Source organism: Paraburkholderia metrosideri (assembly GCF_904848625.1).
In the GTDB taxonomy this organism is placed as follows: Bacteria; Pseudomonadota; Gammaproteobacteria; order Burkholderiales; family Burkholderiaceae; genus Paraburkholderia; species Paraburkholderia metrosideri.
Map to the genome: position 1 here is coordinate 460,069 of NZ_CAJHCP010000004.1, position 12,433 is coordinate 472,501.

Genomic DNA, 12,433 nt, shown 5'->3' on the forward strand with positions numbered 1-12,433 from the left:
AGGATGATCGAATGAAAGTCGTGATCGAAAAAGTCTTTCCGCTAGCCGCTACGGCAGATGCGGGATGGCAGTGTCTGCAGGATATCGAGGCGGTGGGCGCATGCATGCCAGGTGCGAAGATCACCGAGCGCATTGATGCGACGCACTACAAGGGCACGGTCACCGTGAAGATCGGGCCGGCCTCCATGTCGTTCAAAGGCAATATCGAAGTGCTGGAACTCGACAGCGCGTCGCGCACGCTGCATCTGGTCGGCAAAGGTGCGGATTCGACGGGCACGTCCGGTGCATCGATGGATCTCATCGCGACCATCCAGACGCAGGGCACCGCGTGCGAACTGGCAGGAAAAAGCGAAGTGTCGATGAGCGGCAAGGCAGCCGCATTCGGTGGCCGCATGATGAATACGGTCGCCGACCAGATCCTCAAGCAGTTCGTCGACAACTTCGCGGCGCTCGCGCAGTCAATGACCGCGCAGCAGGCCGTGCCTTTGGCTGCAGCGCCAGCGTCGCTTTCTTCCGCACCTTCGTCCACGTCATCAGCCGATCCGGCGCCGGTCGTCTCGCGCCCGCCCGCTCAGTCCGCCGAGTTGAACGGACTCTCGCTCGCGTGGGCCGTCGTGCATGACTGGCTGCGGCGGCTCTTCTCGCGCAAGACAGCGTAAGCGGTGGTGCCGGAATGCTCTCCGACCGCATGAGCGACGTGCTGGATCTGCAGCAACGGCTCGATCAACACGGCTACATCGCCGAACGCAGCCTTGCCGCCACCTTGCTGCTGACGCTGGACATGCGGCGGCCGCTGCTGCTCGAAGGTGAAGCGGGGGTCGGCAAGACGGAGGTCGCCAAGGCGCTGTCCCGGCTCTCGGCAACACGTCTGATCCGACTGCAATGCCATGAAGGTCTCGACGCTCACTCCGCGCTTTATGAGTGGAATTATCAGCATCAACTGCTCGCCATCAAATTGATGGAACAGGACGACAGGCCGCTGTCGAGCAAGGAACAGGACATCTTCTCCGAGCGTTATCTGCTCAAACGCCCTTTGCTCGAAGCCATTACGACCACGCCTGCACCGGTTCTGCTGATCGACGAAATTGATCGCACCGATGAAGCGTTCGAAGCGTATCTGCTGGAATTGCTGTCCGACTTCCAGATATCGATTCCGGAACTGGGCGTCATTCGCGCGCAGGAGCGGCCCATCGTCATCCTGACGTCAAACGGAACGCGCGAGATATCCGACGCGTTACGCCGCCGCTGCCTGTATCACTATGTCGACTATCCGGACTTCGCCAAAGAACTGATGATCGTGCGCGCCCAGGCGCCTGCTGTGCCGCTGAAACTCGCGCAGCAGGTCGTCGAATTCGTGCAGGCCGTCCGGCAGATGGATGTGCAGAAAAAACCCGGCGTCGCCGAAACGCTGGACTGGGTGGCCGCGCTGCTGCGCCTCGGCGTGACCATCTTCGACGAGGACGGTATCGATCGAATCATGGATTCGCTGTCGACCCTGGTCAAGACACGCGAGGATCAGGCCGGCTTCACGCGCTCGGTGGTCGAGCGGCTGGCGGCGTCATGCTGAACGGCACCGGCGGTTTCACCCCACCACCCGAACTCGCCGAAGCGATGATCTCGCGCTATGTCGGCTTCGCGGGATGGCTGCGCGAGAACGACTTTCACGTGACGAGCAGCGACATGGCCGCGGCCGCTGAAATCGCATATCGCACCGGGCAATTTAACGCTCACCTGCTGCGCTGGGGTCTGCGCGCATGCCTTTGCTCCCGCGCCGAAGAGTGGCGGCGTTTCGATGAACTCTTCGAAGCGTATTTCTTCGCGCCGAACCGGCACTCGCTAGTCGAAGCGAACGCGGGCGGTGCAGGCAAGCTGACGACACAAGGCGAAGACCTGGCCGGAGATAAAAGCGAAGGCACACCGCTCTCGCTCGCTGGTTCCGGCGGCGACACCTCGCAGGTCGACGGCACCACCACCGAACACGGCGCGAGCCGCCACGCGTCGCTGATGCATGCCGACTTTCGTCATCTGAACCAGCCCGACGAACTGTTCGCCATCGACGAAGCGATCCGGCGCTTCGTGCACCGCTTGCGCGGTATGCAGGTCCGCCGCGAACGTCGCGCCTCATCTGGCCGTGCAATCGACATGGCACGCACCATCCGCCTGAGCGTCGCACATGGCGGCGTGCCCTTCGAGCTCGCATGGCGTCGCAGGCAACGCGTGCGGCCGCGCATTGTCATGCTGCTGGACGTCAGCCGCTCGATGAGCCTCTATAGCTTCTTTTTCCTGCGTCTTGCGCGGGTCGTCAGCGCGCGTTTGTCCGATGTGCATTGCTTCGTCTTTCATACGCGACTGATCGGCATCGCACAGGCTTTGCGCGACCCCGATCCGTGGCGCTCGCAGGAAAGGCTGCAATTGCTCTCTGCGGGCTGGGCGGGTGGAACGCGCATCGGCGATAGCCTCGACGATTTCAACCAGCACCACGCTGCTGCGCTGCTGCACTCCCGCACGGCCGTCATGATCGTCAGCGATGGCTACGACGCAGGCGAACCCGCACGCCTGCAACAGGCGTTGCAAAAGATACGGAGCCGTTGCAGATGCATTGCGTGGCTGAATCCGCTCGCTGGCCGCCCGGGGTTTACGCCGGTCAGCGCGGGCATGGCGGCCGCGATGCCTTACCTCGATCTGATGACCGGCGTGAATGACCTCGCCAGTCTCGAGCGCGTGTTGCCGCATATCCTGTCCGTTCTGCAGTGAGCCTCGTCATGACCCCAGCTACGCACCCAGCGATCCATGCCGACAATCTGATTGAGCTCGAGCAACGGCTGATCCGGAACGCGAGCCTGTTCGCCGTCACCACGGTGATCCGTGCACTGCCGCCGACATCGACGTGGGTCGGCGCGCAAGCATTGGTGGAATGCGACGGCACCTTGCATGGCTGGATCGGCGGCGGCTGCTCGCGGGCCATCGTGGTACAGGCGGCCCTGGAGTCCATGCGAACGGGACAACCCAAGCTGATTCGGATCAGCAACGCCGAGGTCCCGCCTGAGGCCGGCGTGGAGCATTACGCGATGCCATGCGCGAGCAACGGCACGATCGAACTGTTTATCCAGCCTTCGGTGCCCGCGCCAGCCGTACTGATTCTCGGCTCGACACCCGTTGCGCTCGAAGCCTGCGTGCTCGCGCAACGGATGGGATTCCGCGTGCATGCTGCGGCCAACGTAACCGGCGCGTTGGAGCTGCTCGATCTGTCGACGGTGATGCAGGGCTTCGATGCCGACGCGTTGCGGATGTCGAACGCGCAGCTGATTCTCGTCGCCACGCAAGGCGATGGCGACGAAGACGCGCTCGAAGCTGCGTTGCGAACATCGGCGGCAGCGGTCTTACTGGTGGCGAGTCATCGAAAAGGCCTGCATTTACGCGGCGCCATGCGCGCACGCGGTATCGCGGAAGAGCGGCTCGCCGCGCTGCATGCGCCGGCGGGACCCGACGTGCACGCGTGCACCCCTCAGGAAATCGCGCTCGGCGCCGTGGCAGGGCTCGTAACGCTGCGCCGGACGCTGGAACGGGACAAAGCTATCTCGACGACGTCGCAAGCGACCGGTGTCGAGACGCTGCCCGTATTGCCCGCAGCGCCGCCTTGCGAATCGATGGCTATCGTCGAGCCGCCCACGCGCTACGTCAATCCGGTATGTGGCATGGCGATCGATATCGCGTCGGCGAAACACGTGGTCGAGATGCGTGGTAGGCGCGTGTATTTCTGTTGCGATGGCTGCAAGCTCGAATTCGAACGCGCGCCCGCACGATATCTGGACATCATCGAAGAACGACACCCCAAAGAGGTCATATGAAGGCGACACGGTCACCGGCGTTTTCCGCCGTGATGCTGGCGGCGGGGACGTCGACACGCATGCAGGGCCGTCATAAGCTGTTGTTGCCAATGGCTGGCGAAACAGTAATCAGGCGTTCCGTGCGTGCATTACTCGACGCCGGCCCGGAAGAAATCGTGGTGGTGACCGGATTCAACGGCCTTGCGGTGATTCACGCGCTGGACGGCCTGCCACTCCGATTCCAGTTCAATCCGTACTACGATCAGGGCCAAATGACATCGGTCGCGGTGGGCGTCGCTGCGCTGAATGCACCGTGCGACGTGGTGATGGTGTGTCTCGCCGATCAGGTGCTGCTGAAGCCAGCTGACTATCGCGAACTGATCGATGCGTACGCTGCGATGCCACACGGCTCGATACTGGTGCCGTCGTTCAACGGACAGCGCGGCAATCCCGTTGCGTTCGCGGCCAGTTACGCCACCGAGGTGATCAATGGACATGTGAACCCTGGCTGCCGGAAACTGGTCGCAGAACATCCCGACGAAGTGTTTGTTCACCCGGCAACCCATGAGCGATTCACAATCGACATGGACACGCCCGCGGACTACGCAGACATACTTGCGCGGTTGAATACGGGTTCGAAGCGCGTGACCGCCGGCGAATCGCTATGAATCCCAGATCCGCAATGTCGGGTTACAGCATAGTGCCCGAGACACTTGGCATGCTTGCAGGATTCGCACTCGACGTTCGCGGCGCGGGCCCGCAACTGATCATGTCGCAATGCGGAGCAGACGGCGGGTCCGGTCTTCTTCAGACGCTGACCTTACACATGAGCGAGTTGCCAGCAATGTACATCGGCGTGGTAGCTGCCAGCCTCGGCGCAGCGTCCTTGCGCCGCGTGATCAAGCCTCGTTTCCATCTGACCTTGTGTGCCGATTTCTTTCGCTCTGCTGCTCGTACCCTGTGGATGCTCGCCGGAATGACGTTCGGCACGATCCTCTGCGGGCGAATGGCGTCGGGATTCATCGAAGCCGTACCTTCGAGCCTGCGCGGCGTCATCATGCTGGGCGCAATGATCTTCGGAATGGCTTGCAGCATGATTGCATTGACGGTCTGCACGCGTCTCACCAGAACATTCTGTCGCGCATCAATCTTCACCACCTGATCGACCATGGACAGTACCGATCACACGGTCCTCAACGCCAGTATCGAATGGCTCGCGTCCGGACGCCGTGTGGTTCTCGCGACCGTCGTGCAGACGTGGGGATCCGCGCCGCGGCCACACGGCGCATGGGCCGCCATTCGTGACGATGGGCGGCTGATCGGCTCGGTTTCCGGTGGCTGCGTCGAAGACGATCTGATCCATCGCCTGGAGCACGATTTTCTGCCGGCCGACTTACCGCAAAACGTGCTGTATGGTGTCTCGCGCGAAGAAGCGGCGCGATTCGGCTTGCCTTGTGGCGGAACACTGCGTCTGGTGGTAGAACCGCACCCCGAATTACGCGTATTGCAATCTCTGCTGGACCGCACGAAGGCAAAAAAACTGACAGCGCGCGTGCTCGACATGGGCAGTGGCAAGTCGAGTTTGCATGACGCCGATCACGATGCCGCACCGCTTTTTGACGGGCTCGTTATGCGCACGATTCATGGGCCGCGCTGGCGTCTGATACTGATCGGTGCGGGTCAGTTATCGCAGCTCGTCGCGCAGATTGCGGTGGGTGCGGACTATGAGGTAATCGTAGTCGACCCACGCGAGGAATTCAGTTCGACTTTTGATATCCCGGCAGTGACCGTGGCACACGGCATGCCTGACGACACCGTCATCGCATTGCAAGTCGATGCGCATACCGCCATTGTTGGCTTGACGCATGATCCCAAGCTCGATGACATGGCGCTGATTGAAGCGCTGAAATCACCTGCTTTCTACGTAGGCGCGCTGGGCAGCCGAATCAACACCGAGAAACGAAGAGAGCGTCTGCTGGAATTTGACCTGACACGTGCGCAGGTGAACCGGCTGCAGGGACCGACTGGATTGTTCATCGGTTCGCGCACTCCGGCAGAAATGGCAATCTCTATTCTTGCGGAGATTACCGCAGCCAAATATCAGATACCCGTTCTGCAACGTAGATCGATTCCGCTTCACGGGCGGCTCGTTTTGCGTGGCAACGAACCTTTCGTCTACCCGGTCGTATTCGACGACACAGGAGGCGTTTGGGCTCTCGAAGGCATCAGCCGGCCCGATGCTGCGAAACTACAAAACCATATCGTACGGGTCACGGCAACGGTGACTTCAGAAGATGCATCCAGGCCCGCAGCACAGGTCCAGTCCATCTCTGTAGACGACTCCAGGTAGTCCCCTTCTTTCCGCAAGATAGAGCCGCAGAGAACAACGCGCATCACTCATTGTTCGTCTTCCGTCCATTCCGGGCTGTACCCTCCCAGCGCCGGATGGTACATCTCGTCTCCCGAGTGCTGCGTAAACTCCACGTTGAGACGGTGTTCGTTCAGACCCAGTATCTCCACACAGTGCGCACAGAGCGCGGCAGCGACTTCCATGCGCAATTCGGGGGTACGGCCACGGCGGATATCCAGCATCATCACCGATACGGGTTCAGGATCGCTACCCGCCGCTGTAATGCGCCAAACGCCGCCGTCGCCCAATTCCCGTATCGCGACGCTGATACGCCGGATATCCACCGACATCATGCGTGCATAGGTTTCGCTCATTCGCGCAGCAAGCAGCTTCTTTTGCGCTACCGAGTAATGTTCGTTCGTATCGAGCTGAAGGTACGGCATCGTTTGAGCTCCCGAAAAATCGAATGATTGCGATAGCGCGTCATGAACCGCAACGCGCATCGCGACGCGTTGGCAACCTGGCGTTGCCAACGATAACCCGACACCGTGGCCGTCGTTCGCGTCAGGTGTTATTCGTCACCAGGTTATAACGCGGAGCGGCTTTTGCATTCGCGAACTTTGGAGTCAGCGCACGGCGATCCGCTTCCCATTTCGTCCAGTCGTTTCCATCCTGCAATGTCGGGATCGTTACCAGTTCGCCTTGATCCAGGCCCGCCAATGCCGCGTCGACCAGATCTTCGGCCGTCATCGTGCTGGCCGCTTCTTTCTGTTTGGCGTAGCCGGCCAAGTCCCAGAAGTCGGTGGCCGTTGCTGCCGGCAGTACCGTCTGAATGCGCACGCCTTTGTCCGCGAGGTCCCGCTGGAGTGCGTGACCGAAGCTCAGCACGTAGGATTTCGACGCGCTGTAAACGCCGTTCAACAACTCGACGGCAATGCCGACAGCCGAACTGATATTGATGATCGTACCCGCGCCCTTGCTCGCGAACACGGGCGCCACGGCATAGGTCAGGCGTGTCAGCGCGGTGATGTTCAGGTCTATCATCGCTTCCATCTCATCGACGTCGCCGTTGAGTACCGACGCGACCGAGCCAACGCCCGCGTTGTTCACCAACACGGTGATGTCTTGGTCGTCGCGCAGCACACGCTCGATCGTCGAGAGCGCGGTCTTGTCGTTGAGATCGGCCACGATGGTGTTCACCGAACGGCCGGTGTCGGCCGTCAGGCGGGAGGCCAGCGCGTTCAGCCGAGCGCCATTACGCGCCACCAGAATGAGATCGTAACCGCGCCTGGCCAGGCGGTCGGCGTACACCGCGCCAATGCCGGCGGACGCGCCGGTGATCAGTGCGGTTCCTTTGGAAGACTTGCTCGATGAGGTCATGGTCGTTTCTCTTCAGAATGTTTCCCGGCAAGATGTCGGGGCTGGTGATCATTCTGGCGTCGACGCGATGTATCCTCAATGACGTATATGCAATGATTTAGGACATGTCGATTTGTTGCGCCACGAGCCTGATTTTGTTGTCTGAGCCTGATGGGCGATGCGAGACGGCGGTCACCCCGGATCCCGCCTCGATGTCCGTTTTGTGGTATATCCGGTGTATTACGACAACCCCTTGCGCACGCAATCATGCATACCATCGGCCTCGTTGTTTATCCAAATTTCCAGGCTCTGGGCCTCGCCGTGGCCAGCGTCTTCGAATACGCGAATCTCGTCCGCGGCGAGAGGGTGTACCAATTCCGTCTGGTGTCCGATGAAGGCGGCCCCGTGATGACGTCGCAGAGCTTCTCCGTCAATACGGATCGCCTGAGGGACTCGACGTACGACACGCTCATCGTCGCTGGCGACAACGAGTGTCATCTGCCGCCCACCAGCCTGCTCGACTATGTGCGAGAAGCGCCGGCCCGGAGCAGGCGCGTCGCAGCGATTTGCACCGGCACCTTCGTACTGGCCGCAGCCGGGCTGCTGGCAGGCAAGCGCGCAACGACGCATTGGTTTCATGCGCAGACATTCAGGAAGCAATACCCCGACGTGCTGCTCGATGAAGACCGGATCTTCGTGGTGGACGGGCAAATCTGGACATCAGCCGGCATGACCGCGGGAGTCGATCTCGCTCTGGCGATCGTCGAAAAGGACTTTGGGTTGACGACTGCCCGCATGGTCGCGCGCAAGCTCGTGCTGCATCAGCGGCGTGGCGGCGGACAGTCACAGTTTTCGGCGCTGCTGGAACTGGATGCAAAGTCCGACCGCGTGCAGATGGCCGTGGCGTATGCCACGGAGAATCTTGGCAGTGATCTGTCGGTTGAGGTCCTTGCCGAGGCCGCGCGGCTGAGTCCGCGCCAGTTCAGCCGGGTGTTTCGTGAGGAGACCGGGCAGTCGCCCGCCAAAGCCGTCGAGCGTCTACGCGTGGAGGCAGCCCGGCTGATGATGGAGACGACCCGGCACCCGATCGAAGTCATCGCGCGAGAGACCGGATTCGGCGATCGGGAACGCATGCGGCAAGCGTTTCTTCGGGCGTTCGGGCAACCGCCGCAGGCCATACAGAGAACGTCGGCGGGAGCGGCGGTGGCGTTGTAACGGGGGATGAGCGGCATCATCGCGCCCCGCCATGTCACACAACCCTACTTTGCAGCAGCCGCCGCATTGGCCCGCGCCGTATGCAGTTTTCTGTAACTGTCGATCAGGCGATGGTGCCGGTCGAGGCCTTCCAGTTTCATACTCGTTGGCGTCAGTCCATGGAAACGTACACTGCCGTCCACTGACCCCATTACCGCATCCATCCGGGCATCGCCGAACATCCGACGGAAGTTGACCTTGTAGTCGTCCAGATCAAGATCGTCATCCAGCATCACCTCGAGCACCACGTTCAAGGCCTGGTAAAACAATCCGCGCTCGACCGTGTTGTCGTTGTACTGCAGAAACGCTCCCACCAGTTCTTGCGCCGCCTCAAATTGCTGCAAGGCGAGATTGATGAGCAGCTTCAACTCGATAACCGTGAGTTGCCCCCAGTCGGTATTCTCGTCAAATTCAATGCCGATCAACGTGGCGATATCGGAGTACTCATCCAGCTCACTGTTCTCCAGCCGATCCAGCAATGCTGTCAGCGCTTTATTGTCCAGACGATGCAGATTCAAAATGTCGGCACGGAACAAGAGCGCCTTGTTTGTATTATCCCAAATCAAATCCTCTACCGGGTAAACCTCGGAATAACCCGGCACTAAAATCCGGCAGGCGACGGCACCCAACTGGTCATACACTGCCATGTATGCTTCTTTGCCCATGCCTTCGAGAATGCCAAACAACGTTGCCGCTTCTTCGGCATTGGAATTTTCACCCTGGCCGGAGAAATCCCATTCAACAAACTCGAAATCCGCTTTAGCGCTGAAAAACCGCCACGACACCACACCGCTGGAATCAATGAAGTGTTCAACAAAATTATTCGATTCAGTGACCGCATTGCTGACAAAGGTAGGCTGAGGTAAATCGTTCAGGCCTTCAAAACTGCGCCCCTGTAGCAATTCCGTCAGACTCCGTTCCAGCGCCACTTCGAAACTCGGGTGAGCGCCGAACGAGGCAAACACGCCGCCTGTGCGCGGGTTCATCAACGTGACGCACATCAACGGATAAATCCCGCCCAGCGACGCGTCTTTTACGAGCACCGGAAAACCCTGCTCCTCCAGCCCTCGAATCCCGGCCAGAATGCCTGGGTATTTCGCCAGCACTTCCTGCGGCACATCAGGCAGTGCAATTTCACCCTCGATAATTTCACGCTTGACCGCCCGTTCGAAAATTTCGGACAGACATTGCACCTGCGCTTCGGCCAGCGTGTTACCGGCACTCATGCCATTGCTGACGAACAGGTTCTCGACCAGGTTGGACGGAAAGTACACCACTTCACCGTCCGATTGCCGCACATACGGCAGCGAACAGATACCACGCTCCACATTGCCGGAGTTGGTGTCGTACAGATGCGAGCCACGCAACTCGCCGTCGGGGTTATAAATTTGCAGGCAGTACTCATCCAGAATATCGGCCGGCAGCGCATCCTTGCGCCCTGGTTTGAACCAGCGTTCGTTCGGATAATGTACAAACGCCGCATTGGCGATGTCTTCGCCCCAAAACGCACCACCGTAGAAATGATTGCAATTCAGGCGTTCGATAAATTCGCCCAATGCCGACGCCAATGCGCTTTCTTTGGTCGATCCCTTGCCATTGGTAAAACACATCGGCGAATGCGCATCGCGAATATGCAGCGACCACACATTCGGGACGATATTGCGCCACGAAGCAATTTCAATCTTCATGCCCAGGCTCGCCAGAATGCCGGACATATTGGCGATCGTTTGCTCCAACGGCAGATCTTTGCCCGCGATATAGGTGCTGGCGTCAGAAGCCGGCTTCAACGTCAGTAATGACTGAGCGTCGGCGTCCAGGTTTTCAACCTCTTCAATGACAAACTCGGGGCCGGCCTGCACCACCTTTTTAACCGTACAACGGTCGATAAAACGTAAGATACCCCGGCGGTCGACTTCCGAGATATCCGATGGCAACTCAACCTGAATTTTGAAAATCTGTTGATACCGGTTTTCTGGATCAACAATATTGTTCTGCGACAGGCGGATATTTTCTGTCGGGATATTGCGATTCACGCAGTACAACTTCACAAAATAAGCTGCACACAATGCCGATGAAGCCAGAAAATAATCGAAGGGACCCGGCGCCGAGCCGTCGCCTTTATAACGGATAGGCTGATCGGCCACTACCGTGAAGTCATCGAATTTGGCTTCAAGACGAAGCTTATCGAGAAAGTTGACTTTAATTTCCATGGGAGAATCCTAAATGGTGCCCGAACTGAGATAGGCGCTATTATCCGTCACCGGCCGCAGTTGCTGTTGCAGATCGCGAATATTGCTGGTGGCGTCGGTTGATTCCGCTAGCGTCCGGGGCGTCGCTCATCCCCTTTGTATGAACCGGCGTGCGGCCCCGTCGGTCTTCTCAAGATTGCGCAACGGCGATCCGTCAACGACGGCGACCTCGGATAGATTCCTCTCAAATGCGCGGCCCTTGCTCCCCAAACTGTCAGTTGGGGACCGTTTCTCCGGATCGTAGCGTTAAGACCCTTACGCCGTTTTGGGTCACAGCCACGGTGTGTTCGAATTGCGCCGACAGCTGCCCGTCGCGAGTGACTACGGTCCAGCCGTCTTCCTCGGTTCGAACAGAATGTCGCCCCTGGTTAAGCATCGGTTCGATGGTGAACACCATGCCTTCCCGCAACAACATACCCGTCTGCGGCTTTCCCCAATGCAGCACTTGAGGATCCTCGTGCATTTCACGCCCGATGCCATGTCCGCAATATTCCCTGACGACGGAATAGCCGTTTCTGCGGGCATGCCGCTCGATGGCATGGCCTATATCGCCAAGTCTGGCACCGGGACGAACGGCCTTGATCCCCTTCCACATCGCCTCATAGGTCACTTGCACGAGCCGTTTAGCCAGCGGTGACACCTCTCCAACGAGATAGGTTTTACTGGAATCGGCGATATAGCCGTGCTTCTCGAGCGTAATGTCGAAATTGACGATGTCCCCGTTTTGCAGAATGTCTGTCGTGGATGGAACGCCATGACAAACGACGCTATTACGCGAAGAGTTAAGCGCGTACTCGTAGCCGTATTGCCCTTTGCTTGCTGGGCGTGCGTTGAGTTCGTTGACGATGAAGTTGTCGACCAGATCGTTGACCTGCATGGTAGACATGCCAATCAGGCTCATTTGATCCAGATAGGCAAATACATCCGCCAGCAACTGGCCCGACTCCGCCATCAATGCGATCTCTTCGGGTCGCTTGGTCATGTCAAAGCGACCTTGACGGCTTGCGCGACGACGCCTGCGGCTTTCAGCTCACTGGTAACTATCTCGTTGAAACTCAGCGTCGGGTTCATTTCGCACAACATGCCGATCTTGATCCAGAACGCCGCTTGCGCGTTGATCGACCGGCATGACACTGCGCTTGCCTTACGTACCTGATCGTGCAAGTCGTCGTCGATATTCACAATGCCCACAGCACCTCCATATATATAACGTATACGAATCATATATTGTCGACAGGTCGCAGGACAAGCCTTTTCTGACATTAGAGGCGGCGGATTGCGGGTCTCAGTTGCAAAGGGTGAGTTAGGGAGTTCGCGTCGGGCGCGCGATGGAGTACCCGATGAGACGGCGGAAGCAGACGCCCGCGCTCAGGGCAGATGAGGACCACCGTGGG

General features: G+C 59.2%; 13 protein-coding genes. 7 read left to right on the forward strand and 6 right to left on the reverse strand.

Going from position 1 to position 12,433, the window contains the following annotated elements:
• The first annotated feature begins 11 nt into the window (after positions 1-11).
• From LMG28727_RS10660 to LMG28727_RS10680, 5 genes are read left to right on the forward strand one after another with little or no spacing between them, the layout of a single operon-like run.
• Positions 12-659 (forward strand): SRPBCC family protein, encoded by a 648-nt coding sequence (locus tag LMG28727_RS10660; protein ID WP_201642264.1) that lies wholly within the window; start codon positions 12-14, stop codon positions 657-659.
• Between the two features lie 14 nt (positions 660-673).
• Positions 674-1,567: an AAA family ATPase gene (locus LMG28727_RS10665; RefSeq protein ID WP_201642265.1), complete on the forward strand. Its 894-nt coding sequence runs from the start codon at positions 674-676 to the stop codon at positions 1,565-1,567.
• On the forward strand, positions 1,561-2,754 hold the full coding sequence (locus tag LMG28727_RS10670) for a vWA domain-containing protein (RefSeq protein ID WP_201642266.1): 1,194 nt from the start codon (positions 1,561-1,563) through the stop codon (positions 2,752-2,754). The genes LMG28727_RS10665 and LMG28727_RS10670 overlap by 7 nt, the downstream gene beginning before the upstream one ends.
• Before the next feature lie 8 nt (positions 2,755-2,762).
• Complete coding sequence (locus tag LMG28727_RS10675) at positions 2,763-3,848, forward strand: XdhC family protein (RefSeq protein ID WP_236591697.1); 1,086 nt, start codon at positions 2,763-2,765, stop codon at positions 3,846-3,848.
• The gene (locus LMG28727_RS10680; RefSeq protein ID WP_201642267.1) at positions 3,845-4,495 is read left to right on the forward strand and encodes a nucleotidyltransferase family protein; all 651 of its coding nucleotides are present in this window, start codon (positions 3,845-3,847) and stop codon (positions 4,493-4,495) included. Before LMG28727_RS10675 ends, LMG28727_RS10680 begins: the two co-directional genes overlap by 4 nt.
• A gap of 139 nt (positions 4,496-4,634) precedes the next feature.
• On the opposite strand, the gene LMG28727_RS10685 is transcribed toward LMG28727_RS10680, so the two are convergent.
• On the reverse strand, positions 4,635-4,997 hold the full coding sequence (locus tag LMG28727_RS10685; protein ID WP_201642268.1) for a hypothetical protein: 363 nt from the start codon (positions 4,995-4,997) through the stop codon (positions 4,635-4,637).
• Positions 4,998-5,058: 61 nt separating this feature from the next.
• On the opposite strand from LMG28727_RS10685, the gene LMG28727_RS10690 reads away from it, so the two are divergent.
• Positions 5,059-6,177 (forward strand): XdhC family protein, encoded by a 1,119-nt coding sequence (locus tag LMG28727_RS10690; RefSeq protein ID WP_236591698.1) that lies wholly within the window; start codon positions 5,059-5,061, stop codon positions 6,175-6,177.
• A 47-nt stretch (positions 6,178-6,224) separates the two neighbouring features.
• Here the strand turns inward: LMG28727_RS10690 and LMG28727_RS10695 are convergent, their stop codons facing one another.
• Together LMG28727_RS10695 and LMG28727_RS10700 are read right to left on the reverse strand one after the other, a co-directional pair.
• Positions 6,225-6,620 (reverse strand): tautomerase family protein, encoded by a 396-nt coding sequence (locus tag LMG28727_RS10695; RefSeq protein ID WP_201642270.1) that lies wholly within the window; start codon positions 6,618-6,620, stop codon positions 6,225-6,227.
• A 121-nt stretch (positions 6,621-6,741) separates the two neighbouring features.
• Positions 6,742-7,557 (reverse strand): SDR family NAD(P)-dependent oxidoreductase, encoded by an 816-nt coding sequence (locus LMG28727_RS10700; RefSeq protein WP_201642271.1) that lies wholly within the window; start codon positions 7,555-7,557, stop codon positions 6,742-6,744.
• Positions 7,558-7,803: 246 nt separating this feature from the next.
• Here LMG28727_RS10700 and LMG28727_RS10705 point away from each other — a divergent pair, with 246 nt between their 5' ends.
• A complete protein-coding gene (locus tag LMG28727_RS10705) occupies positions 7,804-8,751 on the forward strand; it encodes a GlxA family transcriptional regulator (RefSeq protein WP_201642272.1) in 948 nt (315 codons plus the stop codon).
• A 44-nt stretch (positions 8,752-8,795) separates the two neighbouring features.
• Here LMG28727_RS10705 and LMG28727_RS10710 read toward each other — a convergent pair whose 3' ends face one another.
• The 3 genes from LMG28727_RS10710 to LMG28727_RS10720 all read right to left on the reverse strand — a co-directional run bounded on the left by LMG28727_RS10710 (position 8,796) and on the right by LMG28727_RS10720 (position 12,230).
• Complete coding sequence (locus LMG28727_RS10710) at positions 8,796-11,000, reverse strand: OsmC domain/YcaO domain-containing protein (RefSeq protein ID WP_201642273.1); 2,205 nt, start codon at positions 10,998-11,000, stop codon at positions 8,796-8,798.
• 253 nt (positions 11,001-11,253) lie between these two features.
• Positions 11,254-12,021 (reverse strand): type I methionyl aminopeptidase, encoded by a 768-nt coding sequence (gene map / locus LMG28727_RS10715; protein ID WP_201642274.1) that lies wholly within the window; start codon positions 12,019-12,021, stop codon positions 11,254-11,256.
• The gene (locus LMG28727_RS10720) at positions 12,018-12,230 is read right to left on the reverse strand and encodes a ParD-like family protein (protein WP_201642275.1); all 213 of its coding nucleotides are present in this window, start codon (positions 12,228-12,230) and stop codon (positions 12,018-12,020) included. The genes map and LMG28727_RS10720 overlap by 4 nt, the downstream gene beginning before the upstream one ends.
• Positions 12,231-12,433: the final 203 nt, after the last annotated feature.

What these genes read in the sequence shown, in the direction of transcription:
- LMG28727_RS10660 (WP_201642264.1), top strand. Translation starts at nt 12, where the DNA reads ATGAAAGTCGTGATCGAAAAAGTCTTTCCGCTAGCCGCTACGGCAGAT.
- LMG28727_RS10665 (WP_201642265.1), top strand. Translation starts at nt 674, where the DNA reads ATGCTCTCCGACCGCATGAGCGACGTGCTGGATCTGCAGCAACGGCTC.
- LMG28727_RS10670 (WP_201642266.1), top strand. Translation starts at nt 1,561, where the DNA reads ATGCTGAACGGCACCGGCGGTTTCACCCCACCACCCGAACTCGCCGAA.
- LMG28727_RS10675 (WP_236591697.1), top strand. Translation starts at nt 2,763, where the DNA reads ATGACCCCAGCTACGCACCCAGCGATCCATGCCGACAATCTGATTGAG.
- LMG28727_RS10680 (WP_201642267.1), top strand. Translation starts at nt 3,845, where the DNA reads ATGAAGGCGACACGGTCACCGGCGTTTTCCGCCGTGATGCTGGCGGCG.
- LMG28727_RS10685 (WP_201642268.1), bottom strand. Translation starts at nt 4,997, where the DNA reads ATGGTCGATCAGGTGGTGAAGATTGATGCGCGACAGAATGTTCTGGTG.
- LMG28727_RS10695 (WP_201642270.1), bottom strand. Translation starts at nt 6,620, where the DNA reads ATGCCGTACCTTCAGCTCGATACGAACGAACATTACTCGGTAGCGCAA.
- LMG28727_RS10700 (WP_201642271.1), bottom strand. Translation starts at nt 7,557, where the DNA reads ATGACCTCATCGAGCAAGTCTTCCAAAGGAACCGCACTGATCACCGGC.
- LMG28727_RS10705 (WP_201642272.1), top strand. Translation starts at nt 7,804, where the DNA reads ATGCATACCATCGGCCTCGTTGTTTATCCAAATTTCCAGGCTCTGGGC.
- LMG28727_RS10710 (WP_201642273.1), bottom strand. Translation starts at nt 11,000, where the DNA reads ATGGAAATTAAAGTCAACTTTCTCGATAAGCTTCGTCTTGAAGCCAAA.
- map (WP_201642274.1), bottom strand. Translation starts at nt 12,021, where the DNA reads ATGACCAAGCGACCCGAAGAGATCGCATTGATGGCGGAGTCGGGCCAG.